General features: G+C 26.3%; 22 protein-coding genes. 3 read left to right on the top strand and 19 right to left on the bottom strand.

Annotation, left to right across the window (positions count from 1 at the left end; all coding sequences use genetic code 11):
• Positions 1–71: 71 nt before the first annotated feature.
• From GBG18_RS09355 to GBG18_RS09320, 8 genes are all read right to left on the bottom strand, one after another.
• Positions 72–1,322: a cobyrinic acid a,c-diamide synthase CobB gene (locus tag GBG18_RS09355; protein WP_226898697.1), complete on the bottom strand. Its 1,251-nt coding sequence runs from the start codon at positions 1,320–1,322 to the stop codon at positions 72–74.
• A 16-nt stretch (positions 1,323–1,338) separates the two neighbouring features.
• Positions 1,339–2,298: a FecCD family ABC transporter permease gene (locus GBG18_RS09350; RefSeq protein ID WP_152190483.1), complete on the bottom strand. Its 960-nt coding sequence runs from the start codon at positions 2,296–2,298 to the stop codon at positions 1,339–1,341.
• Entirely contained in the window at positions 2,295–2,993 is a 699-nt protein-coding gene (locus GBG18_RS09345; RefSeq protein ID WP_152190481.1) for an ATP-binding cassette domain-containing protein, read from the bottom strand. The genes GBG18_RS09350 and GBG18_RS09345 overlap by 4 nt, the downstream gene beginning before the upstream one ends.
• Complete coding sequence (locus GBG18_RS09340) at positions 2,977–3,804, bottom strand: ABC transporter substrate-binding protein (protein ID WP_152190479.1); 828 nt, start codon at positions 3,802–3,804, stop codon at positions 2,977–2,979. The genes GBG18_RS09345 and GBG18_RS09340 overlap by 17 nt, the downstream gene beginning before the upstream one ends.
• A gap of 1 nt (position 3,805) precedes the next feature.
• Positions 3,806–5,629, bottom strand: a complete 1,824-nt coding sequence (locus tag GBG18_RS09335) for a TonB-dependent receptor plug domain-containing protein (RefSeq protein WP_152190477.1) — start codon at positions 5,627–5,629, stop codon at positions 3,806–3,808.
• Between the two features lie 22 nt (positions 5,630–5,651).
• Complete coding sequence (locus GBG18_RS09330; protein WP_152190475.1) at positions 5,652–5,837, bottom strand: hypothetical protein; 186 nt, start codon at positions 5,835–5,837, stop codon at positions 5,652–5,654.
• An 81-nt stretch (positions 5,838–5,918) separates the two neighbouring features.
• The gene (locus GBG18_RS09325) at positions 5,919–6,629 is read right to left on the bottom strand and encodes a sulfite exporter TauE/SafE family protein (RefSeq protein WP_152190474.1); all 711 of its coding nucleotides are present in this window, start codon (positions 6,627–6,629) and stop codon (positions 5,919–5,921) included.
• Positions 6,629–7,132: a hypothetical protein gene (locus GBG18_RS09320; RefSeq protein ID WP_152190472.1), complete on the bottom strand. Its 504-nt coding sequence runs from the start codon at positions 7,130–7,132 to the stop codon at positions 6,629–6,631. The genes GBG18_RS09325 and GBG18_RS09320 overlap by 1 nt, the downstream gene beginning before the upstream one ends.
• Positions 7,133–7,435: 303 nt before the next feature.
• Here GBG18_RS09320 and GBG18_RS09315 point away from each other — a divergent pair, with 303 nt between their 5' ends.
• On the top strand, positions 7,436–8,062 hold the full coding sequence (locus GBG18_RS09315) for an HAD family hydrolase (protein ID WP_152190470.1): 627 nt from the start codon (positions 7,436–7,438) through the stop codon (positions 8,060–8,062).
• Positions 8,063–8,077: 15 nt separating this feature from the next.
• Here the strand turns inward: GBG18_RS09315 and GBG18_RS09310 are convergent, their stop codons facing one another.
• The 11 genes from GBG18_RS09310 to pgeF all read right to left on the bottom strand — a co-directional run bounded on the left by GBG18_RS09310 (position 8,078) and on the right by pgeF (position 16,093).
• Positions 8,078–8,785: an energy transducer TonB gene (locus GBG18_RS09310; RefSeq protein WP_152190468.1), complete on the bottom strand. Its 708-nt coding sequence runs from the start codon at positions 8,783–8,785 to the stop codon at positions 8,078–8,080.
• Positions 8,782–9,159, bottom strand: coding sequence for a TonB system transport protein ExbD (exbD, locus tag GBG18_RS09305; RefSeq protein WP_152190466.1), 378 nt, complete (start codon positions 9,157–9,159; stop codon positions 8,782–8,784). The genes GBG18_RS09310 and exbD overlap by 4 nt, the downstream gene beginning before the upstream one ends.
• Positions 9,140–9,565 carry a TonB-system energizer ExbB gene (gene exbB / locus GBG18_RS09300; RefSeq protein WP_152190465.1) on the bottom strand — a complete coding sequence of 142 codons (426 nt, stop codon included), beginning with the start codon at positions 9,563–9,565 and terminating at the stop codon, positions 9,140–9,142. The genes exbD and exbB overlap by 20 nt, the downstream gene beginning before the upstream one ends.
• 17 nt (positions 9,566–9,582) lie before the next feature.
• Positions 9,583–10,011 carry an NfeD family protein gene (locus GBG18_RS09295; RefSeq protein WP_152190463.1) on the bottom strand — a complete coding sequence of 143 codons (429 nt, stop codon included), beginning with the start codon at positions 10,009–10,011 and terminating at the stop codon, positions 9,583–9,585.
• Complete coding sequence (locus tag GBG18_RS09290) at positions 10,004–10,933, bottom strand: SPFH domain-containing protein (RefSeq protein WP_152190486.1); 930 nt, start codon at positions 10,931–10,933, stop codon at positions 10,004–10,006. Before GBG18_RS09290 ends, GBG18_RS09295 begins: the two co-directional genes overlap by 8 nt.
• Positions 10,934–10,966: 33 nt before the next feature.
• On the bottom strand, positions 10,967–11,818 hold the full coding sequence (locus GBG18_RS09285) for a sensor histidine kinase (protein ID WP_152190461.1): 852 nt from the start codon (positions 11,816–11,818) through the stop codon (positions 10,967–10,969).
• A complete protein-coding gene (locus tag GBG18_RS09280) occupies positions 11,808–12,467 on the bottom strand; it encodes a response regulator transcription factor (RefSeq protein ID WP_152190459.1) in 660 nt (219 codons plus the stop codon). The genes GBG18_RS09285 and GBG18_RS09280 overlap by 11 nt, the downstream gene beginning before the upstream one ends.
• 9 nt (positions 12,468–12,476) lie before the next feature.
• Entirely contained in the window at positions 12,477–12,941 is a 465-nt protein-coding gene (locus GBG18_RS09275) for a tRNA (cytidine(34)-2'-O)-methyltransferase (RefSeq protein ID WP_152190457.1), read from the bottom strand.
• Positions 12,941–13,774, bottom strand: coding sequence for a formyltetrahydrofolate deformylase (gene purU, locus GBG18_RS09270; protein ID WP_152190455.1), 834 nt, complete (start codon positions 13,772–13,774; stop codon positions 12,941–12,943). Before purU ends, GBG18_RS09275 begins: the two co-directional genes overlap by 1 nt.
• A 79-nt stretch (positions 13,775–13,853) precedes the next feature.
• Positions 13,854–15,110, bottom strand: a complete 1,257-nt coding sequence (locus tag GBG18_RS09265; RefSeq protein ID WP_152190454.1) for a malic enzyme-like NAD(P)-binding protein — start codon at positions 15,108–15,110, stop codon at positions 13,854–13,856.
• Positions 15,111–15,424: 314 nt separating this feature from the next.
• A complete protein-coding gene (gene pgeF / locus GBG18_RS09260; RefSeq protein ID WP_152190452.1) occupies positions 15,425–16,093 on the bottom strand; it encodes a peptidoglycan editing factor PgeF in 669 nt (222 codons plus the stop codon).
• An 81-nt stretch (positions 16,094–16,174) separates the two neighbouring features.
• Between pgeF and GBG18_RS09255 the strand changes: the two genes are divergently transcribed.
• Together GBG18_RS09255 and GBG18_RS09250 are read left to right on the top strand one after the other, a co-directional pair.
• Entirely contained in the window at positions 16,175–16,783 is a 609-nt protein-coding gene (locus tag GBG18_RS09255) for a class I SAM-dependent DNA methyltransferase (RefSeq protein WP_152190450.1), read from the top strand.
• Positions 16,784–16,794: 11 nt separating this feature from the next.
• A complete protein-coding gene (locus GBG18_RS09250; protein WP_152190448.1) occupies positions 16,795–17,583 on the top strand; it encodes a shikimate dehydrogenase in 789 nt (262 codons plus the stop codon).
• Positions 17,584–17,634: the final 51 nt, after the last annotated feature.

The raw sequence follows: 17,634 nt of genomic DNA, 5'->3' as shown, positions 1-17,634 counted from the left end.
AACTATTTTCATAATTATAACTTATTATAATTAAATTAAGTTGTATTTGACATAAGATTAAGTTATAATAATTAAAGATTAAAGTATATTTTTATCTTTGAAAAGTTGTTTCTAAACATAGTATGTAAGTAAGTTCCAAAAACTTTTTCTTTTTTAAAGGCAGCATAAATTTCATATTCATTTTTGTGTTTGTACAAAGTATACTCGCCTTTAATATCTCCAATAACTTTTGTATAATGAAAAGCATGACCTGTTATACCTAAATCATTGTCATAATACCCTAGCCTATTTGGTCTATTTGTTAGTTCAAAATCTAAAGGTAAAAGTCCTAACATCTCTTTATCATCAACTTTTCTACCAAGTAAAATAAGTCCTGCACATTCACCATAAACAACTTTAGTTTTAGCATGATTTATAAGAGAGTTTTTGAAGTTTTTTGAATCTTTAAATTTATCATATGCTTTTTGCGTTTCAATATAACCTCCACAAATAAATACAATATCACAATCACTTGGAATTATCTCATCTTTAATACTATTTACAATTGTAACTTTTGAAAAATGCTCTTTTAAAAACTCTAAATTATCATGATAAAGGAAAGCAAAGTTATCATCATTTACAACAGCTAAATGTTTATTGTATTTTTCTATTTTCTCAAAAGGATAAATATCATTAGTTTCACAATTTGAAAAAGCTATATTTTCTAGTTTTTTTAAATCAATATGAGTAAGCACTTCTTTTGATATTTCTTCTAATTTATCTTTATCATTGTCCTCTAAATCAAGGCCTAAATGAATAGAGTCTAAAGAGTCAAGTTTACTTTTTATCCAACCTAAAATCACAATATCATCAAAATCTTTTTCTACTTGTTTTTTTATAAGTTCAAAATGCATTTGTGAAGATACATGATTAAAAACAACTGCCTTTACAGTATTTCCTTCTCGATACTCTTTTAAACCTTTTATAATCGCACTAAGAGTTATATAAGAACCACTTGCATCTAAAATTAGTACTGTTGGTATATTTAGAAGCTTTGAAACATCATAAGCAGATGAACCTTTATCAATGCCATCATAAAAGCCCATAACACCTTCAAGTATAGAAATATTTTTATTAGAATATTTATTGAATATCCATTTAACTTGATTTTTATTCATAATACAAGTATCTAAATTTACACTGGGCGTGTCACAAACTTTTTTATGAAATAAAGGGTCAATAAAATCAGGACCAATTTTAAATGGTCTTACAGATTTTTTGTAATGATAAAGTAAAGCCGTTGTCAAAATAGTTTTACCTTGATTTGATGCAGTTGCACTAATACATAAAGCTTTGATTTTAGTCCTTTTTATTTCTTTTTATTAATAGATATACAAAGAAAGGAGCACCTATAAATGCAGTAACTACTCCAATAGGTAAAGAAGATGCTGTATTTAAATTTCTTGCAATTAAATCTGACATAACTAAAAAAACTCCCCCATAAAAGAATACAGGAAAAATTAACTGATCCGCACTTTTTTTATAAATAAGTTTTATAATATGAGGTACTACTAAACCAATAAAACCAATGGGTCCTACAAAACTAATACTTACTCCCACACAAATAGAAATAACTATAAGTAAAAGAAGGTTTAATTTGTGTACATTTAAACCTTTTAAAAAAGCTGTATCATTTGAGATAAGTAGAAGTTTTATTTTTGCTCTATTAGAATAAATTGTAAAGTACATAATTGCAGCCATTATAAAAATCACAAAAGAACTTGTAAAACCAACTGTATCTAAGCTTCCTAGTGTAAATCGTACAATTGAATAATTTTGCTCTAAGTTACTCATATAAAATACTAACATCAAAGCAGATGAGTAAAAATAAGATAAGGCAATACCAATTAAAAGTATTGAGTTTGTAGAAACTGCTATTGTATTTTTATTGATATTTTTTGAAATATAGTATAAAATTGTAATAGTGATAAGTGAACCAAATGCAGATGATATAGATAAAATCATAGCAGGAAAGAAAACTATTGATATTGCAGTAAACAGTGTCGTACCACTTGCAATTCCTAAAGTATAAGGAGTTATAAGTGCATTTTTGAAAATAATTTGAAATATCAAACCACTTAAAGCAAGTATTCCACCAACAAAAAAAGCTAATAAAACTCTAGAAACCCTAAGTTCCCAAAATACTTTATAAGTAATAGTACTTGAATCAAATAGTTCATTTAGGTTTAAAGTAATTTCACCTAAAAAAGGTGATATGGCAAGAATAATTATTGAAAATATATACAACACTAATTTCATAAGTTTACAACCAAATGCTCATTGATTTTTGATATTGAATCATTATAAAACTTTTTAAGATTTTCATTACAAAAAAATTCCTCATGCTTTCCAAAAAACTCTATTTTCCCATCTTTTATATATAAAACTTTAAATTTTAAAGCATAGGCTAAGTCAAGATTATGTGTAATGATAATTTTTTGTTTTAGAAAATCTGAGTTAAAAATATCAAAAACCTCTTTTAATCTTGTAATATCTAAATTTGCAGTTAACTCATCAAATATAGTAATCTTTGCATTATGTAAAATACTTGAACCTAAAAGAAGAAGTTGTTTTTCTCCTGAACTAAAAGCTTTACAATATTTGTCTTCAAGCTTTTTAAGCTTTAAAATATTGATTAATTCATCTATTTTTTTATTATCAACTTGATCAATACATGCTAATTCAAAGAATTCTCGTAAAGTTATGTACTCATCAAATATTGATAGTTTTGGAGGAATATAGTTTATATATTCTGCTCTTTTTTTGTCACTTAAATCACATAGATTTTCATCAAAAAGCTTCACATTATCGTTTTCAATTAGATTAGATAAAACTTTTGCAAGAGTTGACTTCCCTGCTCCATTTTCACCTAATATTATTAGATTTTCATTCTCTTCTAAAGAGAAAGAAATATCTTCTAATATATCACTATTATATTTATTTATTTCTAACATTTTCTAATATCTTTTTAAAATCTTTTATAAAATAAACTACTCTTTGACTTGGAATTCCAGAATATAATTTATCTACAATATAAATATTTTTTTTAATTGCAGCATTTACAGGTAACTCTAACCAATTAGACATAAGTTCTTTTTGTTCTTCTATTTTTCCATCCAAAAATGGAGATAAAAGTACTATTATATCAGGATTCATATTTATAATTTTTTCACTATTTACAACTGGTTGATTTTTACTAGTTGAAAAAAATGCATTTTTATTTCCTGAAGCTTTTAAGATATCTTCAAAATATAGATTATTCCCTGTAATATAAATTTGATTATTTAAGTTTTTTCTAGGACCGATTACTATTAAAACTTTTTTATTTGATATGATTCCTTTTAAAGAAGCCAATGAATTATTTATATTTAAAATAATTTCATTAGCCTTATTTTCTTTGTGAAAATATTCACCTAAAGTTTTAATAGTATGTTTAATTGAATCAATAGTATCTGTTTTAAATACTAAGGTTTTTATATCTAAACTTTTTAAATTTCGTAATAGTTTTTCATCATAATTTTGAGCAATTACAACAGTAGGTTTTGTTTCTATAATCTTTTCTAAAGATATAGTTGCATATCCCCCTACTTTCTTTACCTCTTTTGACTCTTCTGGAAAATCACAATATTTAGTATTAGCTACTACACTATTTCCCATTCCAAGAGCATAAACTATCTCATTTATTGAAGGAGTAAGAGTTACGATTCTGCTCTCCCCAAATAAATTAATACAAAAGATAAAAAGAATAAATATAAATTTTTTCATATTAGAATGTAGCCTTTAACCCAATATAAGCACTTCGTTCAGCTGTTGCATAACCATCAATTGTTTGGTAGTACTTATTAAATAAGTTGTCAATTTTTAAATATGTAGAAAAAGTTTTATTGATTTTATAATTAGCAACTGTATTCCAAAGAGTATAGTTTCCAGTGCTTGCACCACTTTTATTTCCATCATTATATCTAGTTCCTACATATGAACCATTTGCATTTAAATGTAATTTATCAAAGCCATAATAATCTACTGCAAAACTAAGTTGTCTTTTAGCCCGTCTTGCTAAATCTTCCCCATCACTGTCTTGTGCACTTAAGTGTGTATAATTTAAACTTAATAAAGTATCTTCACCTAAGTTTTGTTTGTAGGCTAGTTCATAACCTTTAAATCGTGATTTACCTTCAATATTTTCGTAATAATAATCATCATTAGAATAATTTGTTGGAGTTGGATCATTGTAACTAATTAAATTTTTTATTTTCTGGTCAAAATATGTTACTTTTAGATTTTTATATTCAAATCCAATATCAAAAGATTTACTCTCTTCTGGTTTTAATGTAGAAGTACGATTTAAATTACTTAATGTTGGAGCATTATATGCTGTTCCATAATTTGCAGATGTATTGAAATCTTTTGTAAAGTTATACTTTACCCCTAGTTTACCAGTTACTTTTTCATCAAATGCATTATTGTCATCATATCTTAATGCTTGAGTTAATAATAATTTACCAAAAGTATTTGTATTAGATAAAAAAATACCTGAAGTTTGATATTTAAATTCACTTGTAATATGTTCAAAATTCTGTTTATTTGCTCCAAGAACTAAATATCCATCATTAGTATAATTTATTGTTGATTGTATTCCAAATTCATTTATTAAACTTTTTGCAATGAAGCCTGATTGATCTCTATCAAATTTTGATTGTTGAATATTTAATTTTATATCATAATTATCTTCAGTATGTACATAATTTGATGATTTAAAAAAATGATTTAAATCTGTTTTATTCGTAGTGTTATCACCAGAAGAACTATCATAATCATATTTAGCATTTATTTTTTTATATGAAAAATTTAACTCATCATTATCACTAAGATTTAATCCTGCTTGAATTGAATAAGTATTATTTTGATATCCATCTCTTTCATAACCTAGTTCATTTCCTCTTCTACCATAATCTGAAGAGCCTTCTTTAGCTTCAAATGCACTAAAACCTCTAGTTTCTGTTCTATTTGCATTAACTTTTATATATCCTAAATCTGTTCTATTTGATAAAGTTGTTGCATATTTCTTAGTATTAAAACTACCCATTTCAACTAAAGCATTTCCATGAAAACCTTTTTTTGCAGTTGTTGTAATAATATTAATTACTCCACCACTTGCATCTGCACCCCATATACCACTTTGTGCACCTTTTACAACTTCTATTTGTTCAATATCATCAATTAATAGTTGAGCTAATGGAGCACCACTTAATCCAGCAGGTTCATTATACCGAACACCATCAACTAATATTAAAATTCTTTTTGAAGAAACTCCTCGAATAAATAGTGAATCATTTTGACCAACACCACCATTACTAATAATATTTATTCCTGATAATGTATTTAAAGCTTCACTAACTCCAGAGAAATTTCTTTCTTCAATTTCTTCTTTAGTTATAACATCTATATTTGATGTAACATCTTTGATTGATTGATTTGATTTTGTAGCACTTGTAACTGTAATTTCATCTAATTGAAAAGTTTCTGATGAGTAGACGTTTGTTGCTAAGATAAAGCTTGCAACTAAGCTTGTAGTTATTTTATTATTCATTATTTTATGTTCCTAATTTTTATTATATTTTATTTGTTGAATCTAGATTTATGGGTTTTAATTCTTTTGCTAGTAATATTTTTGTTATTCTGGGTTTACTACTATGTAAAATAGCATCTATCATGCAGTTTAAAGATTGCATTTTTTTATCAACAGTAGCTGCTAATATTCCAAAAATTGTAAAATATTTTTTTGATTTACTAATCATGTATTCCTCCTTTAAAAAGTTTTATTGTAATAATTATCGGGATTATATATAAAAGTAGATAAAACTATTGAATCAATAGTTTTAAATATGACAGCTTAAGATACTTTTTGTTGGATCTATTATGTATTCATAGCCTAAATAAGCAATATAAATACCAAAGCCAATAACTAAAAAAGATGCTAATTTTATAAATAAGTCTCTTAAATTAGTTTGTTTAAATAAGCCTATAAAAAAGCCAAGTGAAAAAAGTGCAGGCAATGTGCTTAATCCAAAGATAAACATTACAAAAGCACCCCAAAAAGCACTTCCTGTACTTGCAGCTGTTATTGCAAATACATAAACAAACCCACAAGGTAAAAGTCCGTTTAACATTCCTAATAAATAAAAACTCATTAGTGAATCTGAGCCAATTAATGATTTAAAAGTATTTTGATAAAGTGGAGATTTTGAACATGAATGCTCTAAAATTGTAAGAAATTTTATTTTTCCCATCAATGATAAACCAATAAGTATCATCATTGAACCAGTTACTAGAAGTAAAATACCGCTAGTTAAATTATCAAAAGTAACAACACCACCAACAAGACCAAATAAAGCACCTAAAATTGTATAAGTTGTAATTCTTCCAAATGAGTATAATAAATGAACAGTAGCTTGTAGTTTTTTTGACCAAGTACTTTTAATTTTTGTACTAGAATATGCGATTACAATACCACCACACATTCCAACACAGTGTCCAAAAGAGCCTAAAAAAGCAATGGAAATAATTGTTAAAATACTAACTGTTTCCATTATTTACCAACTAATTCTTTTCTAATATATGGATTTGTAAGGTTTTCACCTCTAATCATTTTTAAAACAACTTCTTCAAAACCTATGAATTTTTCTTGTTTTTCTTTATATGCACCAAAACCATATCCCATTGGTGTTCTTTCAGTTCTACTATACCAAGCTTCTCTTGCATTTATATATTCTTTTGTATCGTTTGAAAATACCCATAAAGTAGCTTTTTCTTTAAATTTTATATTATTGTACCAAAGAACTAAACATCCAACATCATCAAAAAACCATGTTTTTCCATCAGGAGATACTGCTTGTGCAGAATTATCATCTTGAGTAATTGTCATTCCACATTGAGTATCTTGAAAATGATCATGTTTAATATTTACAGGCTGATGAGTATGATTACCCTCATGAATTACGACCATTTGTTTTTTATTAGACATTGATAAAAATATTATTACGATTACTGCTATTATTATTACGATTGTTAAGAAAGGTAAGATTTTTTTCATTTGATAAACTCCAAGATTGTTATTATACAAAAAAAAAGCTTCACAAAGATTTGTGAAGCCGCATTCAAATTTATTATAATAGTATATAGGATACTAATCTTGTATATAATCAGTTTAGTAGGAGGATTAATCTAGTAATACCCTAAATTGTTTCGTATTATAACAATACTTTGTTAAATATTTGTTAAATCAAGATACTTTTTGTCCTATATTCTATTAGTTTTTCAATTTTAGTAAAAATTTTAATCTTACTTTTTATTTTTAATCATATAATACGCGAATATAAATAACTTAGGATAATAGATGCGTTTAATAATGTTTGATATGGATGGAACTTTGATAGATAGTGGCTTTGCTATTACAAATACAATAAATTATGTAAGAGAAAATCTTGGTTTTGAAAGATTAGAGAAAAATTATATTCTAGAGAAAGTAAATGAGCCTCATTTAAACTCTTCAGAGTTCTTTTATGGTACAAAAGAGTTTACAGAACAACAAACAAAACTTTTTGAAGAGTATTATAATGAACACTGTTTAACAGACTTAGTACTTTATGATGGAATTGCAAAACTAATCGATGATTTAAAAGATGATTTCATCTTAACTGTTGCTACAAATGCGAATTCACAGTATGCAAAAAAGATGTTAGACCATGTAGGAATTGGAGCTAATTTTTCTACTATTTTAGGTTATGATAGTGTTACAAACCCTAAACCACATCCAGAAATGGTAAATAAGATTTTAAATAAACATAGTATTACGAATATAAATGCCCAAATGATTGGAGATTCACATAAAGATATACTTGCAGCAAATAGTGCTGGAGTTGATTCTGTTTTAGTTAACTGGGGATTTTCAAATCATGAAGAAGGTGCTATTGAAACAATAGAAGAGTTAGAAAGTAAAATTTATCAAAAATTTAAGCAATAAGACTGAATAAGCAAACTAAATAAGTTTGTATTCAATTGGTAGTTCAATTGTAATTGCTTTCTTAACTTTTGGGAAAGAAGAAGCTGCATCTTTTACTGCATTTATAGTAGATTTTTTTAATCTACTATGACCACTTAAAATCACAATATTATTAACATTACCATTTTTATTTAGTGTAAATCTAATCTTTACAATTCCTTGAATTTTCAGTCTTTTTGCACTTTTTGGATAATAAACATTTTGATTAATATATTTTCTAATTAAGCTTAAGTGTTTTGATAAATACTCTTTTTTTATATCTATTTTTTCTACTTTTTTAACTTTTGCTATTTTTTCTGTATTTTGAGGCTTCTTTATTTGTTTTTTTATAGGCTCTTTTTTTACTTCTTTAACTTTTTTTACTTCTTTTACTTTAGGTGCTTTCTTTTTTATAGTCTCTTTTTTAACTACTTTTTTAGGCTTTTTTACTACCTTCTTTTTTACTACTTTTTTAGGCTCAATTTTCTTAATCTCTTTAGGTTTTTCTATTAGTTTTTCTACCTTTTCAACTTTTTTCTCAAGCTTTGGAATAGGCACTAATTCAATATGTTTTAATGAAATTGTTTGTTGTAAAGGTTTTTCTTTTTTTACAATTATTTTATCTGTGAATATAATAATAAAAGTAAAAACTACACCTATATATAAAATAAGTGTAATTAAAAAAGAGTTTAAATATCGTTTCATTTTTTAGTTACAATAGAAATATTTGAATAATTATGTTTTTTTAACATATCTAATACATTAACAAAAGTTTCAAATTTCGAGTTTTTATCACTATTTATATGAATAGGAGTATCTTTTGGCAAACTTAAAATATGTTCTTGAATATTTTTAAGACCATTTATCTCTTTTCCACAATGTAAGGTATTATCTTCTTTTATTGTAATAATTACTTCTTTTTTTACTTTCATATCATTTGCATTATCTGCATTTGGAAGAGATACTGGAATTATACCTTTTGATATAAAAGTTGAAGTTAGTAAAACAATCGTAAGTAAAACTAATAATACATCAATAAAAGGTATTACATTTATGGAATCAAACTTCTTCAGTTTCATAATCACTCTCTAAAACTTCAGCATATCTTCCTAATACATTATAAAAAATCTGAGATATAATTGCAACAACTAATCCCGCAGCTGTTGCCTTAAGTGCAAGAGCAAGTGAACTCATAATTTTAGCAGCTTCAATATCACCATTTCCCATAGTAAAAAATGTTAACATAATAGCTAATACAGTTCCTAATAAACCAATATAAGGTGAATTAGAAGCAATAGTTCCAATAATAGTTAAGTGCTTTGTAAGAGCTATATCTAAAGATTTTTTATTTTTAAAAGTTTTTACATCAACTTTTCTATAAAAGAATAATCTTTCTATAAAAAACCAAACTGAAAGAAAACTCATAAAAATTAATAAGGCAATTACACCATAATCAACTAAATCTTTTAAAACTTCTATATCCACTTTTTAATCCTATTTTTTTAATTCTTTTTCTCTATAGTTGCAAAGTTTTTAAAAGTTTTTGTAACTACTACTTTCTCACCTTCACTAAAAATTGATTCATCAATCTCTCCATCAATTTCCCAATAAGTTCCTTTATAAAAAACTTTTTCATTTTTTATTTGCCCTATTCCTTTTTCATTTAAAAAGTCATCTGTGATTTTCTCACTTGAACTAAGAAACTTTTTAAAAGTCTTTTTTCTTAGTATTACTAGTAATAAAATTGAGATAAAAGATACAATAGCTAACTGCCATAATCCATCATCAAAAGGATAAAAGTAAGAAATTAAAGCAGTTAATACAAAACCTATTCCAAACCAGATTAAAATAAATGAAGTTATTATTGCTTCAAAAGCAATCAATACAACACCAATTCCTAATAAAATATATGGATCAATTACACTAAACATTATTTTTACTTTCGTTAGATACACCTTTAAAGAAAGCATCTCCTAAAACACTTGTACTTCCAACCATTTGAGCTACTTCATAAGGTAAAATCATTTTATCTGTTGATGAACTCTCTGCAAGTGCTTTAAATGCTGCAACTCTATCTTTTGCAAGTAAGAACTCAGCTGCATTTTCATTTTGATTCATTGATTCATTAATTAATCTCATTGCTTCTTTTTGACCAGCTGCAATTTGCTCTTGTTCATATCTTTTTGCATCTGCCATTCTCTCAATTGCTTCTGCTTTTAAAATCTCTTCTTGCTTAAATCCCTCAGCTCTTCTAATAACAGCTTCTTTATCTGCACGAGCTTTTGTTTCAATAGCTCTTTTTTCTCTCTCTGCTTCCATCTGCATATTCATAGCTCTCTCAATTTCAGCAGGAACAGAAATATCAGATATTTCAACACGAGTTACTTTGATACCCCAGTTAGCTGCTGCACTTCCTAGTTCATTTTGAAGCTTTGCATTTAGTGTTTCACGATTTGATAAAGTATCATCTAAATCCATTCCACCAATTTCAGACCTAAGTGTAGTCATTGCTAAGTTTGCAATTGCATTTTTGAAATTTACTACATTATATGTAGCTTCTTTTGCATCATCAACTTTACAAAATACAATTCCATCAATTGAAATATTTACATTATCTTTAGTAATTACAGATTGTTTCTCAATATCAACTAATTGTTCTCGTGAAGTTAAAACAGCTCTAATAGAATCAACAACAGGAATAATTAAGTGAAAACCACCGTGAAGTACTCTATTAAATTTACCTAGTCTTTCTACTAAATATAAATCTGACTGAGGAACAATTCTCACACCTTTTATAATAATAACTAGTGCAAAAATTATAATTGCTAGTGCAAAAACTAAGTTTTCTTCTATTTCCATAATAAATCCTTTTTTATTTATAAGTTGTTAATTTAAAATATTCTCTAAATTTAGCTTGAAAATATTTCCATTGTCTATTGTATCAATTTTAATAGTAATTTTATTTTTATCACAAAACTCTTTTACAATATTTAAACCTAAGCCAAAACCATCATTTGTAGAATCTGATTGGTAATACCTATCAAATATTATTAGTAAGTTTTTTGTATCAATTTTCTCACCCTTATTAAATATACATAAAGTATTATTTTCAAAAGTGATACTTACTTTTGGTTCTTCTTTACTATTATATTTAATTGCATTTGAAATAAGATTATCTATAACTTTTTCAAAACCATTTATATCAGTTAAAACAGATATATGAGGAAGTGTTGATGTTATTTGTATATCTTTTTTAATATCATCAAACTTTACAATAGAATTAGCAAGAATTTCATCTAAATAACACTCTTGTTTTTCTATTTTGTCTATCTCTTTTTTGATGTTATATTCCATATCTTCATATAGTTTCAAAAGATTATTACTAGCTTGTTTTATTCTTTGTAGACGTTTTAAACTCTTTTCATCACTAATATTTTTTTCTAAAAGTTGTGTATTCATTTTTATAGTTGATACAGGAATATTTAGTTCATGAATAGTCTCTTTTATATTTTTTTGTAAGTTATCATCACTTTCAAATAAAGGTTTTAAAATACTTGTAGTAAAGCTTAGAAAAATAATAATAGCAAGAAAAAGTAGAGGAATAATTACATAAATAAAATTCTCTTGATTAATTCCAAATAAGGAGATAAGTACATAGTTAATGTATAAAATTATAATTAAAGTAAAGGTAAATATTATTGAAATAGAGATTAAAAAATCTCTTTTTTTAGAATTCAACTTTGTATCCAATACCTTTAACATTTAAGATACTTTCTTTTCCTAAAAGTTTTTTAATATGATTTATATATACTCGAATAGAACCTTCACTATACTCTTCATCCATATTCCACAGCTTTGATATAATCATTTCTTTAGTTACAATTGAACCTCTATTTTCAATAAATAGTTCTAGTAAATCAGTAATTTTTACAGAAAGGTTTAAATCAATTCCCTTTTCTAAAACTCTTTTTGTTTCAGGGTTAAAACTCAAAGTAGGACTTAAACTTACTATTTCAAACTGCTTTTTATTTCTTTTTAATAAGGCTTTTATTCGTAATATTAATTCATCTAAATCTACTGGTTTTTTTAAATAATCATCACAACCATTTAAAAAACCTTCTTGTAAAGTATCTTTATCTTTATATGATGTTAAAAAAATTGAGGGTGTTTCATCTCCTGCACTTCTTAACTGTTTTAGTAAATCTAAACCATTTATTTTAGGTACATTTATATCAAAAATATATAAATCATATTTTTTCTCGTAGTTTAAATCAAGACATTCCTCACCATTAAAAGCTAAATCAACGGCAAAACCTTCTTCACTTAAAAAATCTTCTAAAGTACTAGCAAAAAGTTCATCATCCTCTAAAACTAATATATTAAACATACAAATTCTTTACTTAAAATCTTTATAGTTTTGTCTTAATGCTTCATAAGCAATAATTGAAACAGAGTTAGCAATATTTAAACTTCTAGCATCATTTGTCATAGGAATTGTAATACAAGACTCTTTTCTTTTATCTAATATTTCTTGTGGAAGTCCAGCATCTTCACGTCCAAAGTAAAAATAATCTCCTACTTCATAAGAAGCATCAAAATAATTTTGCTTTGTTTTTGTAGTTGCAAAAAAATGTCTTGGTGAAAAAGGATTTTTTTCCCAAAACTCTTCAATATTTTCATATTCTCTTACATCTAATTCAAACCAATAATCAAGTCCAGCTCGTCGTACTTCTTTTTCAGTAATATCACCAAAACCATAAGGCTTTATTAGGTGTAAAGTACAATCCATCGCAAAAGCTAATCTTCCAATAGTTCCAACATTTCCAGGCATTCTTGGTTCTAATAAAACAAGATTAAACATTATAAAATTACCGTCTTATTACCATGTACAAAAACTTTATCATCAAGTAACATTTGAAAAGCATCAGAAAGTACAATTTTTTCTACATTTCGTCCAGCTTTTCTCATATCTTGCCAAGAGTAAGAGTGGTCAATTCTTACAACATCTTGTGCAATAATTGGACCTTCATCTAAATCATTAGTAACATAATGGGCAGTTGCACCAATAATTTTAACACCTCTTTGGTGTGCTTGTTTATATGGATTTGCTCCAATAAAGGCAGGTAAAAATGAGTGATGAATATTTAAAACTTTTCTAGGGAAAGTCTCTACAAAATTAGGAGTTAAAATTCTCATATATTTTGCTAATACTATTAATTCTGGTTCATAGTTATTTACTTCTTTAATCACTAACTCTTCATGCTCTTCTCTGCTCATTCCTTCTGCACTTATACATGTAAATGGAATACCAAAGTTTTCAACTAAAGATCTTAAATCTTCATGGTTTGCAATTACTGCTTTAATATTTGCATTTAATTCACCATCAATATATCTTATTAGTAAATCACCTAAAACATGTGATTCTTTTGTTGCTAAAATAACTACGTCTTTTTTAGCTTTTTTATTTAGTTTTATTTCTGCATTTTGTGGTAAAACTTCTTTTAGTTCTTTAAGTAAAATATTCTGAGAGATTTTTCCTGAAATTATAGTTCTCATAAAAAATTTATTAGTTTCTGAATCAACATATTCAGCATTTTGTTCTATATTTAAGTTATTTGCAAAAAGTACTTTTGAGATATTATATACTAAACCTTTTGCATCTTCAGTATCTATTAAAAGTGTGTATTCTTCCATTGTCGCCCTATTTTGTATTATTCTCATTAAAATTTAATGAGAATAATACCATTTTATTGATTAATAGATTGTTTAGGAACTATACCATGTGAGAAAGTTTTTCTCTATATGCTTCTAAGTTAAATTCTTTAACTCTAGCAACACCAGTTTCATAAGCTGCATTTGCAACTGCTGAACTTACTTCAACCATAAGTCTTTTATCAAATGGAGCTGGAATAATATAATCTCTTCCATATTTTAAGTCACCAAATAATGCAATCATATCTGCTGTTAAAGGCTCTTTTGCTAAATCTGCAATTGCTTTTGCTGCTGCTATTTTCATTTCCATATTAATTTTTTTAGTTTGTACATCTAAAGCACCTCTAAAAATAAACGGGAAACCAAGAACATTATTTACTTGATTTGGAAAATCAGATCTTCCTGTACCAATAATTGCATTTGGTCTTACTTCTCTTACTTCTTCAGGGAATAATTCAGGAGTAGGATTTGCTAATGTAAATACAATTGGTTCTTCAGCCATTAAAGCAATTAATTCTTTTGTAAAACTTCCAGGTTTAGATAATCCTAAAACCATATCCGCATCTGTAAAAGCTTCTTTCATAGTTGTAGCTTTATTAGTAACAAACTCTAATTTGTATTTATTCAAGTCACTTCTTCCAGAATGTACTACACCTTTTGAATCACACATAATTAAGTTTTTAATTCCTGCTTGCTTATACATAGTTGAACAAGCAACTGCTGATGCACCAGCACCAACAACAACAACTTTCATATCTTCAAGTTTTTTTCCCATCATTTCAGATGCGTTCATAAGTGCTGCTGTTGTGATAATTGCAGTTCCATGTTGGTCATCATGCATAACTGGAATATCCAGTTCTTCAATTAATCTTTTTTCAATTTCAAAACACTCAGGAGCTTTAATATCTTCTAAGTTTATTCCACCAAATGTTGGAGAAATAGCTTTTACAATTTTACAAAATTTATCAATATCAGTTTCATCAACTTCAATATCAAAAGAATCAACAGCTGCAAACTTTTTAAATAATACAGCTTTTCCTTCCATTACAGGCTTAGAAGCAATAGCTCCGATATTTCCAAGTCCTAAAACAGCAGTACCATTTGAAATAACTGCTACAAGGTTTCTTTTTGATGTATATTCATATGCTAATTCTGGATCTTTTTGTATTTCTTCACAAGGAAATGCAACACCTGGGCTATATGCTAATGATAAATCTCTTTGAGATTCTAACTTTGTTGTTGTAGCAATTGCTACCTTTCCAGGGTTAGGAACTCTATGATAATCTAACGCTTCATTTTTTGTAACTTTACTACTCATTATAATCCTTTAAATTTTCTGCTATTTATTTGATTGTGAAAATAGTAACCAAAAGAAACTTAAATAAAATAAAAAAATCAATTAATTTAGTATTAAAGCATAAATTAAGCTAATTATGTAAATTTTATGTAAGCTAGAAAAATTAGTAAATTTTATTAATCTATATTTAAAGTTAAGTATTTTTGTCAGATTAGAACAAATTGTCTATTAATATCGATACTATAGGTTTTTATTTTTTATTAAAATAAGTTTTCTTTATAATTTATTTTTTTGTTATATTAGAAATAGTTAATATTATTCTTATAACTTTTTACTCATAATTTTATAACTCCTGCAAAACGTCCTGTTTTTGGATTTTTTCTATAAGAATAATGTACCTTACTTGTACATTTTGTACAAATAGTGGAAACATCAATTTTTTCAACTTTATTCTCTTCTAAAATTGCTTTATTTATTCCTTGTAAATCAATATTTCGGCCCTTTACAAACTGCGAACCAAAAGATGTTTTTACTATATTTACCAACTCTGAACTTACTTCATAACAACACTTTTGAATACTTGGTCCTAAAATAGCTTTTATATCTAAAGGATTAGTTCCAAAGTTTTCTTTCATTTTATTAATTACTACTTCCACAATTCTTAAAAATGTAGAGTTTCTTCCTGCATGTATTGCTGCAATAACTCCTTTTTTTTCATCATGCAATAAAATTGGTATACAATCAGCCACCATCACCATTAAAGGAATATCTTTTACATTTGTGATTAAAGCATCACAATCATCTATGATTTTCTTTGAATCTTTCGTTATTATCTCTACATTATTGCCATGTGTTTGATTCATAGAAACAAGTTCTTTATAATCATAATTATATTTTAAAGCTAAAGCTTCTCTATTCTTATCTACATTTGTTTTTTCATCTCCTACATGATAAGCCAAGTTCCCATCATGTATATCTGTAAAAATTGATAATATATCTTTCATATTTCTTCTTTTTCTTTTTTCTTATTTTACATTAAAAAGATTGATTTTGATATAATTCGATTTTAATTTAAAGGATATAAATTGAATAGATTTGATGAAGCTGCAAAAACTTGGGATAAAAGACAAGTAAGTATTGAAAGTTCAGATGCCTGTGTACAAGATTTATTAAACAATGTAAAACTAAAAAATAATGCAAACATTTTAGATTATGGATGTGGTACAGGATTTATTGCTTTTGCTTTGAAAAATGAAACAAACAATGTAACAGGTATGGACTATTCAAAGGGAATGATTGAAGTATTTAATAACAAAGTTTCACAGTTTGACTGTGAAAATATAAAAGCTATAAAACATAATATGAATGAAGATGAATTACCAAAAAATACTTATGATTTAATCATATCCTCAAAAACAATGCATCATATAAAAGATACAAATATGTTTTTTAAAAAATCATATAACGCATTAAAAAATGATGGTATTTTATGTATAAATGACTTAGATAAAGAAGATGGCTCTTTTCATAAAGACAAAGAGAATGACGGAGTTGAACACTTTGGATATGAAAAAGAAGAACTTCTTGCAATTGCTAAGAATATTGGATTTAAAATACTATCATACAAAATTGTATATAATCAACTTAAAAATGAACAATATTATCCATTATTTAATTTAATAGTAAAAAAATAAAAAGGCAAAACATGGAAAAATTCGTAATATTTGGAAATCCAGTATCTCATTCAAAATCACCTCAAATGCAAAATGCAGGATTTAAAAACCTAAACTATGATGCAATTTATGAAAAACATCATTTAGTTGATGGAAATACAATAAAAAATACTTTTTTAGAAAACAAATATGAGGGTGCAAATATTACAGTACCACATAAAGAGTATGCGTTTAAAAATGCAGATGAAGTAAGAGGCTTAGCTCAAAAAATACAAGCAGTAAATACATATATAAATGAAAATGGTAAAGTTATAGCTTATAACACTGATGCACCAGGATTTTTAAAAGCAATACAGAGTTTTAAAAATGTTAAATCTGTATTATTATTAGGTGCAGGAGGAACTGCTAAGGCAATTGCACTTGCTTTACAAGAAAGTAATATTGATGTAACTGTATTAAATAGAAGTGAAGGGAAACTAGAATTTTTTAAAAATGAAGATATCACTTCATACTCTTGGGATACATTTACTCCAAAAGATTATGACTTAGTTGTAAACTCTACAAGTGCTGGATTAAAAGATGAATACTTGCCTTGTGATAAAGCTCTATTAGAAAAGATTTTTAAAACAGCAAATTATGCTTTTGATTGTGTTTATGGAAAAATAACACCATTTTTAAAACTTGCTCAAAATAATGGTCTTGAAATTAAAGACGGAGAAGACATGCTTTTATATCAAGGGGTTTTAGCTTTTGAATACTTTACTAAACAAAAAGTAGATGAAAAGGTAGTTGAAGCTATGAGAGATGGATTAAAAGGATAATATTCTTTAAGTGCTAAAGCAAGGTGGTTTTATTGTCTTCTTACAAGAAAT

The sequence above is a fragment of the Poseidonibacter ostreae genome, assembly GCF_009208075.1.
GTDB classification, from domain to species: Bacteria; Campylobacterota; Campylobacteria; order Campylobacterales; family Arcobacteraceae; genus Poseidonibacter; species Poseidonibacter ostreae.
Note: the sequence above shows the minus strand (reverse complement) of the source record. Positions and strands in the feature narration are given on the sequence as shown.